Raw genomic sequence first — 12,996 nt, 5'->3', positions numbered from 1 at the left:
GAAGGCAAAGTGCAGAGCCCGGGATGCGGTTGGCATCAGGACGTCTTCGGCTGGGCGGGGGCAGTCGCTGATGCGGCGCCGTTCACGGGTGCAGCGGCGGCGGAACCCGGGGCGTTGAGCGCCGTGGTGGCGGGGGTGGCCTGGGCGCGGTAGACGACATCGAACTCGAGGGAGACCTCGCTCACCTTGCTGACATCGAGGGTCCGGTCGTCGACTTGGAGGCGCCACAGCGCGAACAAGGGCATCAACGGGGCCGTCATGGCGTCCACGTCGCTGGTTCCCCACCGCATCGCCATCTCGTCGACGAGCGCGGACGAGAGGTCGGTCCGCTTGCCGTTGTCGTAGGAGAAGATGTTGCTGTACGCCATCTCGGGGACATCGAACTCCAAGAGCGTCTGATCCGGGGCATAGGCCTGCACGTCCGCTACTCCGCCCGAGTCGACGTCGACGTTGATCCGGTCGCCGTCGGTCCCAGCGCCGACCACGTACCCGCGGACTGCCTTGACCCGGATGTCGAACAGGCCGGCGAGCTCGTTGGTGGGCATGAAGTTGGTCGCGGTGGTCGGTTGGAGCACGAACGTCGTCTGCCAGCCGGTCTGCACGCTCTGCACGTGCCGGGCCGTAGTCGGATCTGTGGCCTGGGCCGTGAACACCAGCTTCGTCGTGGTCGGCATGCTGGGCTGGTCTTGCTGGAACGCCACCAGTTCGGCGTTGAGGGTGTCGAGGCAGACACCCAGAGCGTCCGAGTCGACCCCGGCGAGCGTCCCGAGTCCGGCGAGCACGCTGAGCGCGTCCGACGGCGTGAGCGTCAGGCACTCGTAGGCCCGGCCGGCTTGGTAGAGAGCCAGGAGCACGGCTTGCATCTGGTGCGTGTACGCGTAGGTGGCGAGGCGCGACAGCTGCAGGAGCCCGGGTGCGTCGAGCGCCTCGAGGTTGCTTCCGAGGGTTGCGGTCGCTTCCTGTTCGTGGACGCTGTCAGCGAGTGCACCCAGGTAGTCGACGACAGCGTTGTTGTAGCTGACGACGAGGGCGTTCTGCGCTTGGACGGCGTCCATGAACGCGTCGACAGCGTCGAGGAGGCCGCCGTCATCGGGGAAGGTCTGCGTGACGAACGTGTCGAGGCTTTGGCGCTCGGCCAGCAGAAGGGTGAGGTTCCCGTTGGGTTGCAGGAGACCTTGGCCGGTGACGCCTGTCCACCCGGCTTGCAGCCCTGCCAGGGTGGCTTCGACCTGCTTGGTCTGGGCGATCAGGAGGTCGCTGCTGACGTTCCCGGCACCGAGGTTGATGGTGCCGGTGTTGAGCGACGAGACCCCGGACAGGGCTCCTCCGGCCATGAACGCGAGGCCGGCAGACTCCGGGTTGTACATCGCCAGCGTCGACCCGAGCGATGCGAGCAGGGAGTCCGGATCCCAGGATCCGGCGGCTGCGGCGAGCTCCTCGGTGAACTGCTGGTTCAGGGTCTTGGCGGCGGCTTGGACAGCTGCTTCTGCGGTGGTGATCTCGTCGCGCAGCTTGCTGAGCGTCGCGTTGTCGGTGCCCTCCTGGGCCACGTCGGCGTTGAACTTGTCGGCGAGGAGGGTGAACTGCGCTTGCACGTCCGCACCGCGCTGGTCGTAGTCGGCGACGGCGTCTTGGAGCGTCTGGTGCCACGTCTCCGTGCTCTGCAGGGCAGCGAGCTCGGCCCCGAGCGCGCTGACGTCGCACGCGAGCGTCGGGACGGCGTTGACCTTGTGTCCGTAGAAGTCGAGGCCCTGCTGAATCTTCAGCCGAAGGTCGTCGAGCACGGCCCGGACCGAGGTCCACGCCGGGGTGGCTCCCGGCCCGCCCGCTACGGGGATGAACAAGTCCCAGAACTCCACGTCGGCTCCGAGCGCTTCGAGCTGCGCCTGTGCGTCCGTGTCGCTCGCGGCCGGGTTCACGAGGGTCTGGCAGACCAGGTACGTGAACTGCATCCGAGCGAGCACCAGGCCGACCTGGTCGGCGCTGAACGCCTGCTGCAGGAACCCCCACGGGGCCGGGTAGGTGAGCGGTGCAGCTGGGTAGCCGACGGGTCCGTTCTGACCAGCTTGAGGCGGAGGTTGGGAGCTTGCCTGGTTCCCCTGGGCGCCGCCGCCGTCGCCGTCGTAGCCGGGAGGGCCCCCGACTCCGGGGGTGCCGTCGGCACCGTTGGTGCCAGCCTGGCCACCGGCGACGTTCACCTTGGCCGGATCGACGAACAGGTTGGCTGCGATGGTGACCGCCCCACCGTTGCCGCCGTTCCCGCCTGCCCCGCCGGGCCCGGCGTCACCCCCGGCTCCGCCTTGACCGTTCCAGGGGTTCCAGTCCTGGCCGCCGAGGGAGCGAGCGGGGGGTTTCGACGGCGGTGAGGTCATCCCGACGGGCACTTCCTCGGGCCCCTCGTCGCCACCCTGGCCGCCGTCTTGCCCATCTTGACCGTCGAACGCGTTGGAGCCGTTTCCTCCGGCGGCGCTGACGTCGAGCAGCAGCATGCCGAGCACCCAGGCGGTGACGATCGTGATGGACCCGGCGTCTTGGCCGGGGTTGCCGTCGGCGCCAGCTACGCCTGCCTGCCCAGCTACGCCCTCGGCGCCCTTGCCTCCGGCGGGACCCTGGTCTGCTTGAGGCGGTGGCCCAGGGGCCACCGGTGTCTGCGTCTCTGGCGGGAGCCCGTCCGCACCCGAGACGGTCAGCACCGCGTACTCCCCGTTCGCGGAGGTCATTCCGAGCTGGCGGGCGACGATCGTCACCGCCTTCCCGGGCCACGAGTACGTCGCACCCGACTGCAGGTACAGGATGTCGGCGTAGATGACGGTCTGGTCGGCGGTGTCCGCACCGAGGTCGATCGGCAGGGGCTGACCGATCACGGTGGCGTCGCCATCGACACCCTGCAGCGTCGCTTCGCGGTAGCCGGTGGCCACCGTGTGCACGGTCGTCGCAATGCCCCCATTCGTCTCCGTGACGGTCTGCCTCCACAGCAGCGGGTCCCTTGGGACCTCGGGGGTAGCGGTCGTAGCGGTCGTAGCGGTCGCCGCCGGGGCGTCAGCATGCACGGGGTCAGTCATGAACCCTCCTGTCGTGATCCTTGAGTGCGGCGGAGCCATGCCGTCCCTCCGCCGGGTCACGCCAGCCCGTGTTCGCGGGCCCTCTACGTTCCCCGCCGCACAGATGAGCGCCGCCTTCGCAGGGAGGCTACATGCCGGGCCTCGCGCCCAACGCGGACCCGAGGGCGCCTCGCTGCGCAGGTCAACGTGCTGGGCACGATTGCGGGCCCGCAGACATCACAGGTTGGGGCTCGCACGATGTTGGCGCGAGCCAGTCCTCCGCCTGGGGCCCGGGCAGCTCGATGCCGCTGGCTACGGGGCTCGCCGCGGCGTCTCCGCCGTCCGCCACCACCCCCGCAACGAACCCGTCGACTCCCTCGCCTCCGCCGGCCGAGCCCCCGCCATCTGCGCCTGGCTCAACACGCATGACGAGCAAGTCGACGCCGAGAGCCACACCCCTCAGGCCTCCACGTACCGCTGCGGCACCCACCGCGACGCCAGCGGCCGCTGGCACACCCACCGCCCCGACGGCACCGAGATCCCCTGACCCGACGCGCCCTCAGGAAGCAACGGTCCACGAGAGCCAGCCGCCGCGGTGACCAGCTAGCCGAAGAGGCCGGGGGGCGCGGCCTGGTCGGGCGACGAGGGCGGCGCCACCAGGCCGAGGTGCTCCCACGCGGCGGGCATGGCCACGCGCCCGCGCGGGGTGCGCATGAGCATGCCCTCGCGGATCAGGAACGGCTCGTACACGTCTTCGACCGTCTCGGTGGGCTCGGACACGCTGATGGCCAGGGTGGACAACCCGACGGGGCCACCGTTGAACCGTTGGCAGAGCGCGGCGAGCAGGGCGCGGTCGACCTTGTCGAGGCCGCGCTCGTCGACCCCGAACACCTTGAGGCCGGCCCGGGCGGCGGCGGCATCGACGACGCCGTTGCCTCGCACCTCGGCGAAGTCTCGGACCCGGCGCAGGAGCCGGTTGGCGATGCGGGGGGTGCCCCGGGCGCGCCGGGCGATCTCCCGGCAGCCCTCGCTGTCGACCGGCACCTCGAGGATGCCGGCCGCCCGCACGACGATGGACTCCAGGTCGGCGGGCTCGTAGTAGTCGAGCCGGGCCACGAGGCCGAACCGGTCTCGCAGCGGCCCGGTGATGAGGCCGGTGCGGGTGGTGGCGCCCACGAGCGTGAACCGCGGGACGTCCATGCGGATCGAGCGAGCCGCGGGTCCCTTGCCCAGGACGATGTCGAGCTGGAAGTCCTCGATGGCCGGGTACAGCACCTCTTCGACGGCGCGCGACAGGCGGTGGATCTCGTCGATGAAGAGCACGTCGCCCTCGGACAGCTGCGAGAGGATCGACGCGAGGTCTCCTCCCCGCTCGAGCGCCGGCCCCGAGGTGATGTGGATGTCGGCGTCCATCTCGGTGGCGACGATCCCCGCAAGGGTGGTCTTGCCCAGGCCCGGCGGACCGGCGAACAAGAGGTGGTCGGCCGCCTGGTTCCGGAGGCGAGCCGCTTCCAAGATGATCGACAGGTGCTCCTTGAGCTCCGCCTGGCCCACGAAGTCTTCGAGTGTGCGCGGCCGGAGGCTGACCTCGTCGGACAGCTCCTGGGGCTCGAGGGGCTCGGGGGTGAGCAGCTCTTCGCGCACGATCAGCGGGCTCCGGCGAGGCGCCGCAGCGCCTCCTTGAGCAGCACGCCGGCGTCGCCCTCGGGCAGCTCGCGGGTGGCCTCGGCGATCTCCTCGGGCAGGTACCCGAGCTCGGCGAGGGCGCCGCGCACGTCGGCCCGGATGGCGATGGCGCTGCCGGCGGGAGCATCGATGGCCCCACCGCCCGAGGGGGCACCATCGCCCAACGGGATGTCGAGCTTGGTCTTGAGCTCGATGAGCAGCCGCTGGGCGGTCTTCTTGCCCACGCCGGGAACGAGGCAGAGGGCGGCGACGTCGTCGTCGGCCAGGACGCGGGCCAGGTTGACCGGCGGGTGGACCGACAAGATGGCCATGGCCAGGGCGGGCCCGACGCCGTGGGCGCCGAGCAGCGCCTCGAACGCGTCGCGCTCGTCCTTCGACGCGAACCCGTACAGCGTGTCGGCATCCTCGCGGACGTGGTGGTGGACCCAGGCGAACACCTCGGCCCCCACATCGCCGAGCCGGGCCGAGGTGGCCGGGCCGGCCTGCACCCGGTACCCGACCCCGTTGACCTCGATCAGGATCTCGCCGGTGAGCGACCGGTCGAGCAGCGTGCCGCGCAGGGAGCCGATCACCGCTTGGCCCCCGCCGCGGCCAGCCGGGCCTGGACGGGCGCGTGCGCCAGGTGGCACAGCGCCAGCGCGGCCGCATCGGCAGCGTCGGCCGGCTTGGGCGCGGTGGCCAGCCCGAGCAGGCGCTGCACCATCACCTGCACCTGCTGCTTGTCGGCGGCGCCGTCGCCGGTGACGGCGAGCTTCACCTCGTTGGGCGAGTACTGGGCGACCTGGCAGCCGGCGGCCACCGCCTCGGCCATGGCCAGGCCGCTGGCCTGGCCGACCGACATGGCGGTGCGCACGTTGTTCTGGAAGAAGATGCGCTCCACCGCGACCACATCGGGCCGCAGCTCCGCGAACAGGGCGCGGAGCTCGCCCTGCAGCTCGGCGAGCCGCTCGGGCAGCGGGTCCTGGGGCGACGTGCGGATCACGCCGATGGCGCGGGCCTGCAGGCCGCCGGGCCCGCTGTGGACCGCGCCGTAGCCGCAACGGGAGAGACCGGGATCGATGCCGACGACGAACACCTGTACGACTGTAGCCAGACCCGTCGGATCGCAGGCGGACCCGGTGGCACCAGGGCCGAGGCCCCGTGCCAGGACCCCATCGTGGCCCACGCAGCCCCTGCGGCGGGGTCAAGAACGGGTCGGGCCGGCCGATGGGCAGGGGTGACCGACACCTCCACCGCCGCGCCCCTGGTCGCCCCCGTCGTCGAGCTCGAGGGCGTCCGCCGCCGGTTCGGCGAGGTGGACGCCCTCGCTGGGCTCGACCTCGTCGTCCCGGCCAACCAGATCACGGTGCTGCTCGGCCCGAACGGCGCCGGCAAGACCACGGCGATCCGCATGATCACCGGGGCCCTCGACCCGCACGCCGGCGTGGTGAAGACCTTCGGCCTCGACCCCTCGGCCTACGGCGAGGAGGTCCGGCGCCGCTGCGGGGTCGTGTCGGCCAAGCCGGCGCTGTACGACCGCCTCGACGGCCACGCCAACCTCGCCTACTCCGCCGAGCTCTACGGCCTCGGCCGCGGCGACCACATCGATCGCCGCATCCGCGACGCGGCCGCCCGCTTCGGCATCGAGCACGCGCTCGACAAGCGCGTCGGCGGCTTCTCGACCGGCATGAAGACCCGGCTGGCGCTCGCCCGCTCGATCCTCCACGAGCCCGATCTGCTGCTCTTCGACGAGCCCACCTCGGGCCTCGACCCGGAGTCGAGCCACGCCGTGCTCGACATGATCCGGGAGATGACCGACGACGGCCGCACCGTCGTGATGTGCACGCACCTCCTGCTCGAGGCCGAGGGCCTGGCGGACAAGGTCATCGTGATGGAGGACGGCAAGGACCTCATCTCCGGCACGCCGATCGACCTCACCCGCCAGTTCTGGCCCGGCACCGTCGTGCTCGTCGGCGCCGAGGCCCCGATCGACCCCGAACCGCTGCGGACCATCCCGGGCGTGCGCCAGCTCGAGCCCGACAGCGAGCCGAACCGTATCCGCGTCCACCTCGACGGCGACCACCGCGTGCCGGACCTGATCGTGGCCCTGGCCGCCGCGGGCATCCGGCTGACCCGGGTCGAGCCGATCAGCCCGACCCTCGAGGACCTCTACTTCGCCGTGCGCACCAAGAAGGCGATCGCCGCCGACGGGGGCCGCCAGCTGAGCAGCGACGACACCGCCGGCCCCGAAGCCGACGACGCCCCGCCCCTGACCGATCGCAACCGCCAGGTCGCCGCCCTCACCGGGTGGCCCGGCTCGGAAGGATCCCGATGACCGCCCCCTCCACGCCCGCACCCGGCGCGTCCGCGCCTGCCGCGCCCCGCAACGGCTGGCTCGACCTGAGCTGGCACCGGGTCAAGATCGTCGCCCGGTCCGACATGCGCCAGCTGCTCGAGGACAAGGGCTTCTGGATGCCGATGGTGTTCCTCGGCGCCATCTTCTTCCTCATCATCCCCACCGTGCTGCTGCTGACGATCACCAAGATCGGCGATGTGTCGGTGGTGAACCAGATGTCGCAGACCCTCAAGGTCCTGCCGCCCGCCGCCCAGGAGCAGATCCAAGGTCAGTCTCCCGAGGGCAAGACCGCGTACGCGCTCGCCGTCTTCCTCCTGGCGCCCATCGCGATCGTGGTGCCGCTGACCATCTCCACCGCGATCGGCGCGTCGACCATCGTCGGCGAGCGCGAACGGGGCACCGGGGAGTTCCTCGCCCACTCCCCTGCCCACGAGAAGGAGATCTACCTCGGCAAGCTGATCGCCAGCCTCGTGCCCGGGTACGCCACCACCCTCATCGGGTTCGGGGTGTACTCGATCATCGTGAACCTGCTCGTCGGCCCCGAGGTGGGCGGCTGGTTCTTCCCCACCAGCTCGTGGTGGACCCTGATGCTGTGGGTGGTCCCGCCGTTCCTGGCCCTCACCCTCTCGATCGTCCTGCGCCTGTCGGCCCGGGTGAAGAGCACCGCCGCGGCGCAGCAGGCCGCCGGCCTCGTCACGCTGCCGATGATCGCCATCGCGTACAGCCAGAGCACCGGGGCGCTGTTCGGCGCCTCGTCCGCCGGGCTGTTCATCGGCCTGATCGCCTGGGTGCTGGCCATCATCGGCCTGTCGCGCGGCATGCGGGCCGTGAGCCGGTCGCGCCTGCTCGGCGTCAACGACGGCGTCTGACCCCTGGCTCTGCTAGCCCGTCACCCGTGATCCACCTCCGCGACGAGACCACCACACCCCCCGTCGACGTCGCCACGCTCGCGGCCGCCATCCCGCTGCTGCTCGACCAGCACCGATCGCTGGACATCGACGCCGACGGCGTCCTGCCCCGGCCCGGGCCGCCGCGCCGCGCCGGGCTCCGCGTCCTGAGGGGCACCCATCCCCACCCCGGCACCACCTACCAGCTGGTGGGCCGCCACACGTGGGAGCACGAGGGCAAGGTCCAGCAGCGCGTCACCCTCACCGACATCGAGCTCCTCGCCGACTCCGCCGAGCTCGTGCAGCTCCGAGGCCGCGAGGTGGGCCTGAAGACGACGGTCCTGGCCAGCCTGGTCCCGGGGATCGAGCCCCGCACCCTGACCATCGAGCTGAGCGGTCCCGTCGACATCACCGTCGAGATCGACCTCGGCCTCGTCGATCGGCCTGTCCCCCAGGTCGAAGCCACGCTGCTGCACCGGTGGGCTGCGGCCGAGGCGGCCGTGGCCATCGCCGTCGCGCCCGACGGCCGCTGGCGCTGGGACGTCCGCGTCGATGCCCGCGGCCGGTCCCTCGCCCGCCCGGTGGCGGCGGTCGGCGCCCTGGTGGCCCGCCGCCGCATCCGCGCCGAGTTCCGCCGAGCCGTCATCGACGCGATCTCCGAGGCGGTCGACGCGCTGGGCCAGCTGCTCGCGCAGATCAGCGAGCCGGGCGCCACCCCCGAGGCGAACGCCCGCATGGTGGTCGACGCCCTGGTGGCCGGGCTCCCGCTCGAGGTGCCGCCGCCCCCGGACCTGCTGAACGGCCCGGCCACCTGACCGGCCGGCGGCTCGACCGGCGCGGGTCGGCTCGGATCGGAGCCCGTCAGGCCTGAGGCGGCGGGCCCCAGCCGCCGAGCGGGATCTGCGGTCCGTCGCCCTGGCCCCCCACGTCGGGGTTCCACGTGCCGGCGGGCTCGGGCTCGTCACCCACGTCGCGGGCCTCGCCCAGCGTGGAGAACGCGCACCAGGCGACGTAGCCGGCCAGGACCGCGCCGGCCGCGAGCACCGATGCCAGCCCCAGGCGGGCACCGAGGCCCAGCGCGCTCCCCATCATGTTGGCGGCCCGGGCCTTGTCGGGCAGGTTGGCGGCGAGGCTGACCGCAGCGAACCCGACCAGCCCGGCCACGACAAGGCCGACCACGACCACCGCCTGCAGGGTGGCGACGCCCATCCGGCTGATCGACCGACCCGGTCCCAAGGTGACCAGGAGGAGGGCCACCAGCACGGTGCCGGCGCCGAGGAGGCCGACCTGCTGACCGGCCTGCTGGCCGACCCAGATCCAGTCGGTGGTCCCCGCGCCCGATCCGAACCGACCGGATTGCTCGTGGGCGATGACGAGCGCCGAGACCACCCCCACGGCGGCGACGACGACCAGCAGCGCGCCGAGCGCCTCGAGGCGCGCCTGCCACGGTTCGACCGCGTGGCCGGGCGCGGCGGCGAGCGGCACGGTGGTGGCGACGGACGGATCGGTCACGATCGGACCCCTTCTCGGCGAGTGATGAGCAGACGGATCGCGGCGATGACGACGCCGGCGCACACCGCGGCGATGGCGACCGCCTGGAGCGTCACCGCGGCGCGGGTGGCGCGGTACGAGCTGTCGGCGCCGGCCTGCTCGAACATGCCGGTCGACGCGGCCAGCTCGACCGCCAGGTCGAGGTGGGCGATGGCGAACACCGTGCCGGTCACGGCGACGACGACCGCCGTCGCCAGGCGGGTGGTGCTCGGGCGGGTGGTGCCGCTCCGGTCGGTCACGACGATGGCGATCGCCCCGACGAGGAACAGCGAGCCGAGCAGGCCGTTGCCGGTGGCGCCCACCAGGGAGCGGCGCACCAGCCCGACGCCCGGGACGCCGACGCGGGCGTACTCGCTCGCTCCCGAGGCCGCAGCCGCCAGCGCGCCCAGGGCCGTGAGGAGCGCCAGGACCGCCCGCCGTTCCGCCGTGATCATCGTCGGGAAGCTAATCCAGCGCCGCGGAGCGGGCCTGGCGGATGGCCTCGACCAGTTCGTCGGTGGTGCGGAACGTGGAGCCGGCATAGCCCCGGTGCACGTAGGCGAGGCGGCCGTTGCCGTCGATCACGAACACGCAGCGCCGGTAGAAGCCCACCGGACCGAGGACGCCGTAGGCCGTGGCCAGCTCCTTGTCGACGTCGGCGAGCAGCGGGAAGGCGAACCCGCCCTGGTGGTCCGCGAACCCCTGGTGGCTGTCGAGGTCTTCGGGGCTCACGGCCAGCAGCTGCGCATCGAGGGACAGGAACTGGTCGATGTCGTCGGTGTAGCTGTTGAGCTGGCGGGTGCACACGGGCGTGTTGTCGCCCGGGTAGAAGATCAGCACCACGGGCCGGCCCGCGAACTCGCTGAGCGTGTAGGTGCGCCGGGCGCCGTCGTGGACGCCCGGCAGCGAGAACGGGGGCGCCGGATCTCCGGCGGTGACTGCCATGGCCCGACCCTAGGTCGCGAGTCGCGCTCCGACGCGACGGTCTTCCAGGGAGCGCCCTATCGTCACGCCCATGACCCTTCCCACCCGCACCCTCGGACGCTCCGGCCTCTCGGCCGGCGCCATCGGTCTCGGCTGCATGAGCTTCAGCCCCATCTACGGCGGGTTCGACGGCACCGACCCGGACGAGGTGATCGGCCGCGCCCTCGACCTGGGCGTCACCCTGCTCGACACGGCCGACATCTACGGGCCGCACACCAGCGAGGAGGTCGTGGGACGCGCCATCGCCGCCCGGCGCGACGAGGTGGTGCTCGCCACCAAGTTCGGCCTCGTGTACGACCCCGACTCCCCCACCCTGCTGGGGGTCGACGGCTCTCCGGAGCACGTGAACCGCTCGATCGACGGTTCGCTCGCCCGGCTCGGCACCGACCACGTCGACCTGTACTACCTGCACCGCCCGTCGGGTCAGATCCCGATCGAGGAGACCGTCGGCGCCATGGCCGAGCTGGTCACCGCCGGGAAGGTCCGCCACCTGGGGCTGTCCGAGGCCTCCGCCGACACGGTCCGTCGGGCCGTCGCCGTGCACCCGATCGCTGCCCTCCAGACCGAGTACTCCCTGTGGAGCCGCGACATCGAAGGCGACATCATTGACACGTGCCGGGAGCTCGGCGTCGGCCTGGTCCCCTACAGCCCGCTCGGCCGCGGCTACCTCACCGGCACCATCACCTCGCTCGACCAGCTCGCCGACAACGACTTCCGCCGACGCAACCCTCGCTTCGCCGCCGACCAGCTCGATGCCAACCAGGCGGTCGCCGACCTGGTGCGCTCGGTGGCCGACGGCTACGGCGCCACGCCCGGGCAGGTGGCGCTGGCCTGGATCCTGGCCCAGGGCGACGACATCATCCCGATCCCCGGCACCAAGCGCGTGGCCTACCTCGAGGACAACGCCGGGGGCGCCTCGGTGCAGCTCACCCCCGCCGACCTCAGCGCGCTGGACTCCGCCGCCGAGCTGGTGAACGCCCCGCGGTACGACCCCGCCACCGGGTGGACCAACCGCGACACCCCCGCCCAGGCCGACTGAGCGGCCGGACCGCTACTCGAGGGTGGCGAGGATCTCGTCGGAGATGTCGAAGTTGCCGTAGACGTCCTGGACGTCGTCGAGGTCCTCGAGCGCATCGATCAGGTCGAGCACCTTCTTGGCCGACCCGCTGTCCTCGATGGCGACGAGGTTCTGGGCGACCATCGCCAGATCGCCCGACTCCACCTTGAACCCACCCTCTTCGAGGGCGGCGCGCACGGCGTGGAGGTCGTGGGGATCGGTGGTGACGCGCCAGAGGTCGCCCTCCTTGACGATGTCCTCGGCGCCGGCCTCGATGGCGGCCTCCATGAGGGCGTCCTCGTCGATGGCGCCGTCGAGCGTCATGACGCCCTTGCGGTCGAACTGCCAGGCCACGGCGCCCGGCTCGGCCATGGAGCCGCCGCGCTTCGAGAACGCCGAGCGGATGTCGGAGCCCGAGCGGTTGCGGTTGTCGGTGAGCACCTCGATCAGCAGCGCCACGCCGCCGGGGGCGTAGCCCTCGTAGGTGATCTGCTCGTAGTTGACGCCCTCGAGACCACCGGTGGCCCGCTTGATGGCCTGCTTGATGGTGTCGAGCGGCACCGACGAGTCACGCGCCTTCTGGAACATCGTGCGCAGCGAGGGGTTCATGTCGGGGTCGGGGCCGCCCTCGCGCGCGGCCACCTCGACCTGGCGGATCAGCTTGGCGAACACCTTGGCCCGCTTGGCGTCGGTGGCGCCCTTCTTGTGCTTGATCGTGGCCCACTTGGAATGCCCGGACATGCGATCTCCTCGTCGAGTTCGTTCGTTCGATCGTTCGTGCTGGCGGACCCAGCGGCCGCCTGACGACCCGTTTCTACGCCATTTCTCCCACCGGCTCCCACCCCACGAAGTTTTCGTGGAGTCGGTGGACCTGCCGCCACGATCGCGAGAAGTTCGACCGGGCGACGGTCAGACGAGCGTCAGGAACAGCTCGTGCAGGCGGCGGTCGGCGGTGAGCTCGGGGTGGAACGCCGACACCAGCACGGCGCCCTGGCGGCACAGCACGGGATGCCCGTCCACCGCCGCCAGCACGTCCACGCCGTCGCCCACCTGCTCGACGAACGGGGCCCGGATGAACACCGCGTGGAGCGGGGCATCGAGGCCGTCGACGGCGAGGTCGGCTTCGAACGAGTCGACCTGGCGGCCGAAGGCGTTGCGGCGCACGGTGATGTCGATGGCGTCGTAGGAGTTCTGGTCGGCGCGGCCGTCGAGGACCGTGCGGGCCAGCACGATCATCCCGGCGCAGGTGCCGAACGTGGGCAGGCCCGCGGCCAGGCGGTCGCGCAGCGGCTGGGCCAGGCCCGACGTGTCGAGCAGCTTGGAGATGGTGGTGGACTCGCCGCCAGGGATGATCAGCGCATCGACGTCGGCCAGCTGGGCCGGCGTGCGCACCTCGACGGGCACGGCACCCAGCTCCCGGAGCGCGTCGGCGTGGGGACCGATGGCGCCCTGGAGGGCGAGGAGGCCGACCTTCAC

The 12,996-nt window shown here is 71.9% G+C and carries 14 protein-coding genes; 5 read left to right on the top strand and 9 right to left on the bottom strand.

Going from position 1 to position 12,996, the window contains the following annotated elements:
• Positions 1-35: 35 nt before the first annotated feature.
• Positions 36-2,918 carry a collagen-like triple helix repeat-containing protein gene (locus ACPPVX_RS21950; RefSeq protein ID WP_426572716.1) on the bottom strand — a complete coding sequence of 961 codons (2,883 nt, stop codon included), beginning with the start codon at positions 2,916-2,918 and terminating at the stop codon, positions 36-38.
• A 367-nt stretch (positions 2,919-3,285) separates the two neighbouring features.
• On the opposite strand from ACPPVX_RS21950, the gene ACPPVX_RS21945 reads away from it, so the two are divergent.
• Positions 3,286-3,588 (top strand): hypothetical protein, encoded by a 303-nt coding sequence (locus ACPPVX_RS21945; protein WP_426572715.1) that lies wholly within the window; start codon positions 3,286-3,288, stop codon positions 3,586-3,588.
• A gap of 56 nt (positions 3,589-3,644) precedes the next feature.
• On the opposite strand, the gene ruvB is transcribed toward ACPPVX_RS21945, so the two are convergent.
• The 3 genes from ruvB to ruvC are packed head-to-tail and all read right to left on the bottom strand — an operon-like array spanning position 3,645 to position 5,802.
• The gene (gene ruvB / locus ACPPVX_RS21940; protein ID WP_426575070.1) at positions 3,645-4,688 is read right to left on the bottom strand and encodes a Holliday junction branch migration DNA helicase RuvB; all 1,044 of its coding nucleotides are present in this window, start codon (positions 4,686-4,688) and stop codon (positions 3,645-3,647) included.
• On the bottom strand, positions 4,688-5,299 hold the full coding sequence (ruvA, locus tag ACPPVX_RS21935) for a Holliday junction branch migration protein RuvA (protein ID WP_426572714.1): 612 nt from the start codon (positions 5,297-5,299) through the stop codon (positions 4,688-4,690). Before ruvA ends, ruvB begins: the two co-directional genes overlap by 1 nt.
• Complete coding sequence (gene ruvC / locus ACPPVX_RS21930) at positions 5,296-5,802, bottom strand: crossover junction endodeoxyribonuclease RuvC (RefSeq protein WP_426572713.1); 507 nt, start codon at positions 5,800-5,802, stop codon at positions 5,296-5,298. The genes ruvA and ruvC overlap by 4 nt, the downstream gene beginning before the upstream one ends.
• Positions 5,803-5,943: 141 nt before the next feature.
• Here ruvC and ACPPVX_RS21925 point away from each other — a divergent pair, with 141 nt between their 5' ends.
• Genes ACPPVX_RS21925 through ACPPVX_RS21915 form a run of 3 tightly spaced genes read left to right on the top strand, consistent with a single transcriptional unit; the run spans position 5,944 to position 8,764 of the window.
• A complete protein-coding gene (locus ACPPVX_RS21925; RefSeq protein WP_426572712.1) occupies positions 5,944-7,041 on the top strand; it encodes an ABC transporter ATP-binding protein in 1,098 nt (365 codons plus the stop codon).
• A complete protein-coding gene (locus ACPPVX_RS21920; protein WP_426572711.1) occupies positions 7,038-7,931 on the top strand; it encodes an ABC transporter permease subunit in 894 nt (297 codons plus the stop codon). Before ACPPVX_RS21925 ends, ACPPVX_RS21920 begins: the two co-directional genes overlap by 4 nt.
• 26 nt (positions 7,932-7,957) lie before the next feature.
• Positions 7,958-8,764 carry a hypothetical protein gene (locus tag ACPPVX_RS21915; RefSeq protein ID WP_426572710.1) on the top strand — a complete coding sequence of 269 codons (807 nt, stop codon included), beginning with the start codon at positions 7,958-7,960 and terminating at the stop codon, positions 8,762-8,764.
• Between the two features lie 46 nt (positions 8,765-8,810).
• On the opposite strand, the gene ACPPVX_RS21910 is transcribed toward ACPPVX_RS21915, so the two are convergent.
• Genes ACPPVX_RS21910 through ACPPVX_RS21900 form a run of 3 tightly spaced genes read right to left on the bottom strand, consistent with a single transcriptional unit; the run spans position 8,811 to position 10,424 of the window.
• Positions 8,811-9,461: a hypothetical protein gene (locus ACPPVX_RS21910; RefSeq protein ID WP_426572709.1), complete on the bottom strand. Its 651-nt coding sequence runs from the start codon at positions 9,459-9,461 to the stop codon at positions 8,811-8,813.
• The gene (locus tag ACPPVX_RS21905; RefSeq protein WP_426572708.1) at positions 9,458-9,934 is read right to left on the bottom strand and encodes a hypothetical protein; all 477 of its coding nucleotides are present in this window, start codon (positions 9,932-9,934) and stop codon (positions 9,458-9,460) included. The genes ACPPVX_RS21910 and ACPPVX_RS21905 overlap by 4 nt, the downstream gene beginning before the upstream one ends.
• Before the next feature lie 10 nt (positions 9,935-9,944).
• Positions 9,945-10,424 (bottom strand): peroxiredoxin, encoded by a 480-nt coding sequence (locus ACPPVX_RS21900; protein ID WP_426572707.1) that lies wholly within the window; start codon positions 10,422-10,424, stop codon positions 9,945-9,947.
• A 70-nt stretch (positions 10,425-10,494) separates the two neighbouring features.
• On the opposite strand from ACPPVX_RS21900, the gene ACPPVX_RS21895 reads away from it, so the two are divergent.
• Positions 10,495-11,502 (top strand): aldo/keto reductase, encoded by a 1,008-nt coding sequence (locus ACPPVX_RS21895; protein ID WP_426572706.1) that lies wholly within the window; start codon positions 10,495-10,497, stop codon positions 11,500-11,502.
• Positions 11,503-11,514: 12 nt separating this feature from the next.
• Here the strand turns inward: ACPPVX_RS21895 and ACPPVX_RS21890 are convergent, their stop codons facing one another.
• Both ACPPVX_RS21890 and pdxT read right to left on the bottom strand, forming a co-directional pair.
• Entirely contained in the window at positions 11,515-12,261 is a 747-nt protein-coding gene (locus ACPPVX_RS21890; protein ID WP_426572705.1) for a YebC/PmpR family DNA-binding transcriptional regulator, read from the bottom strand.
• A gap of 168 nt (positions 12,262-12,429) precedes the next feature.
• Positions 12,430-12,996: a pyridoxal 5'-phosphate synthase glutaminase subunit PdxT gene (gene pdxT, locus ACPPVX_RS21885; RefSeq protein ID WP_426572704.1), complete on the bottom strand. Its 567-nt coding sequence runs from the start codon at positions 12,994-12,996 to the stop codon at positions 12,430-12,432.

The organism is Aquihabitans sp. McL0605, from assembly GCF_049993875.1.
Lineage (GTDB): Bacteria > Actinomycetota > Acidimicrobiia > Acidimicrobiales > Iamiaceae > Aquihabitans.
The sequence above is the reverse complement of the archived record's forward strand: the minus strand, read 5'-3'. Positions and strand labels throughout refer to the sequence as shown.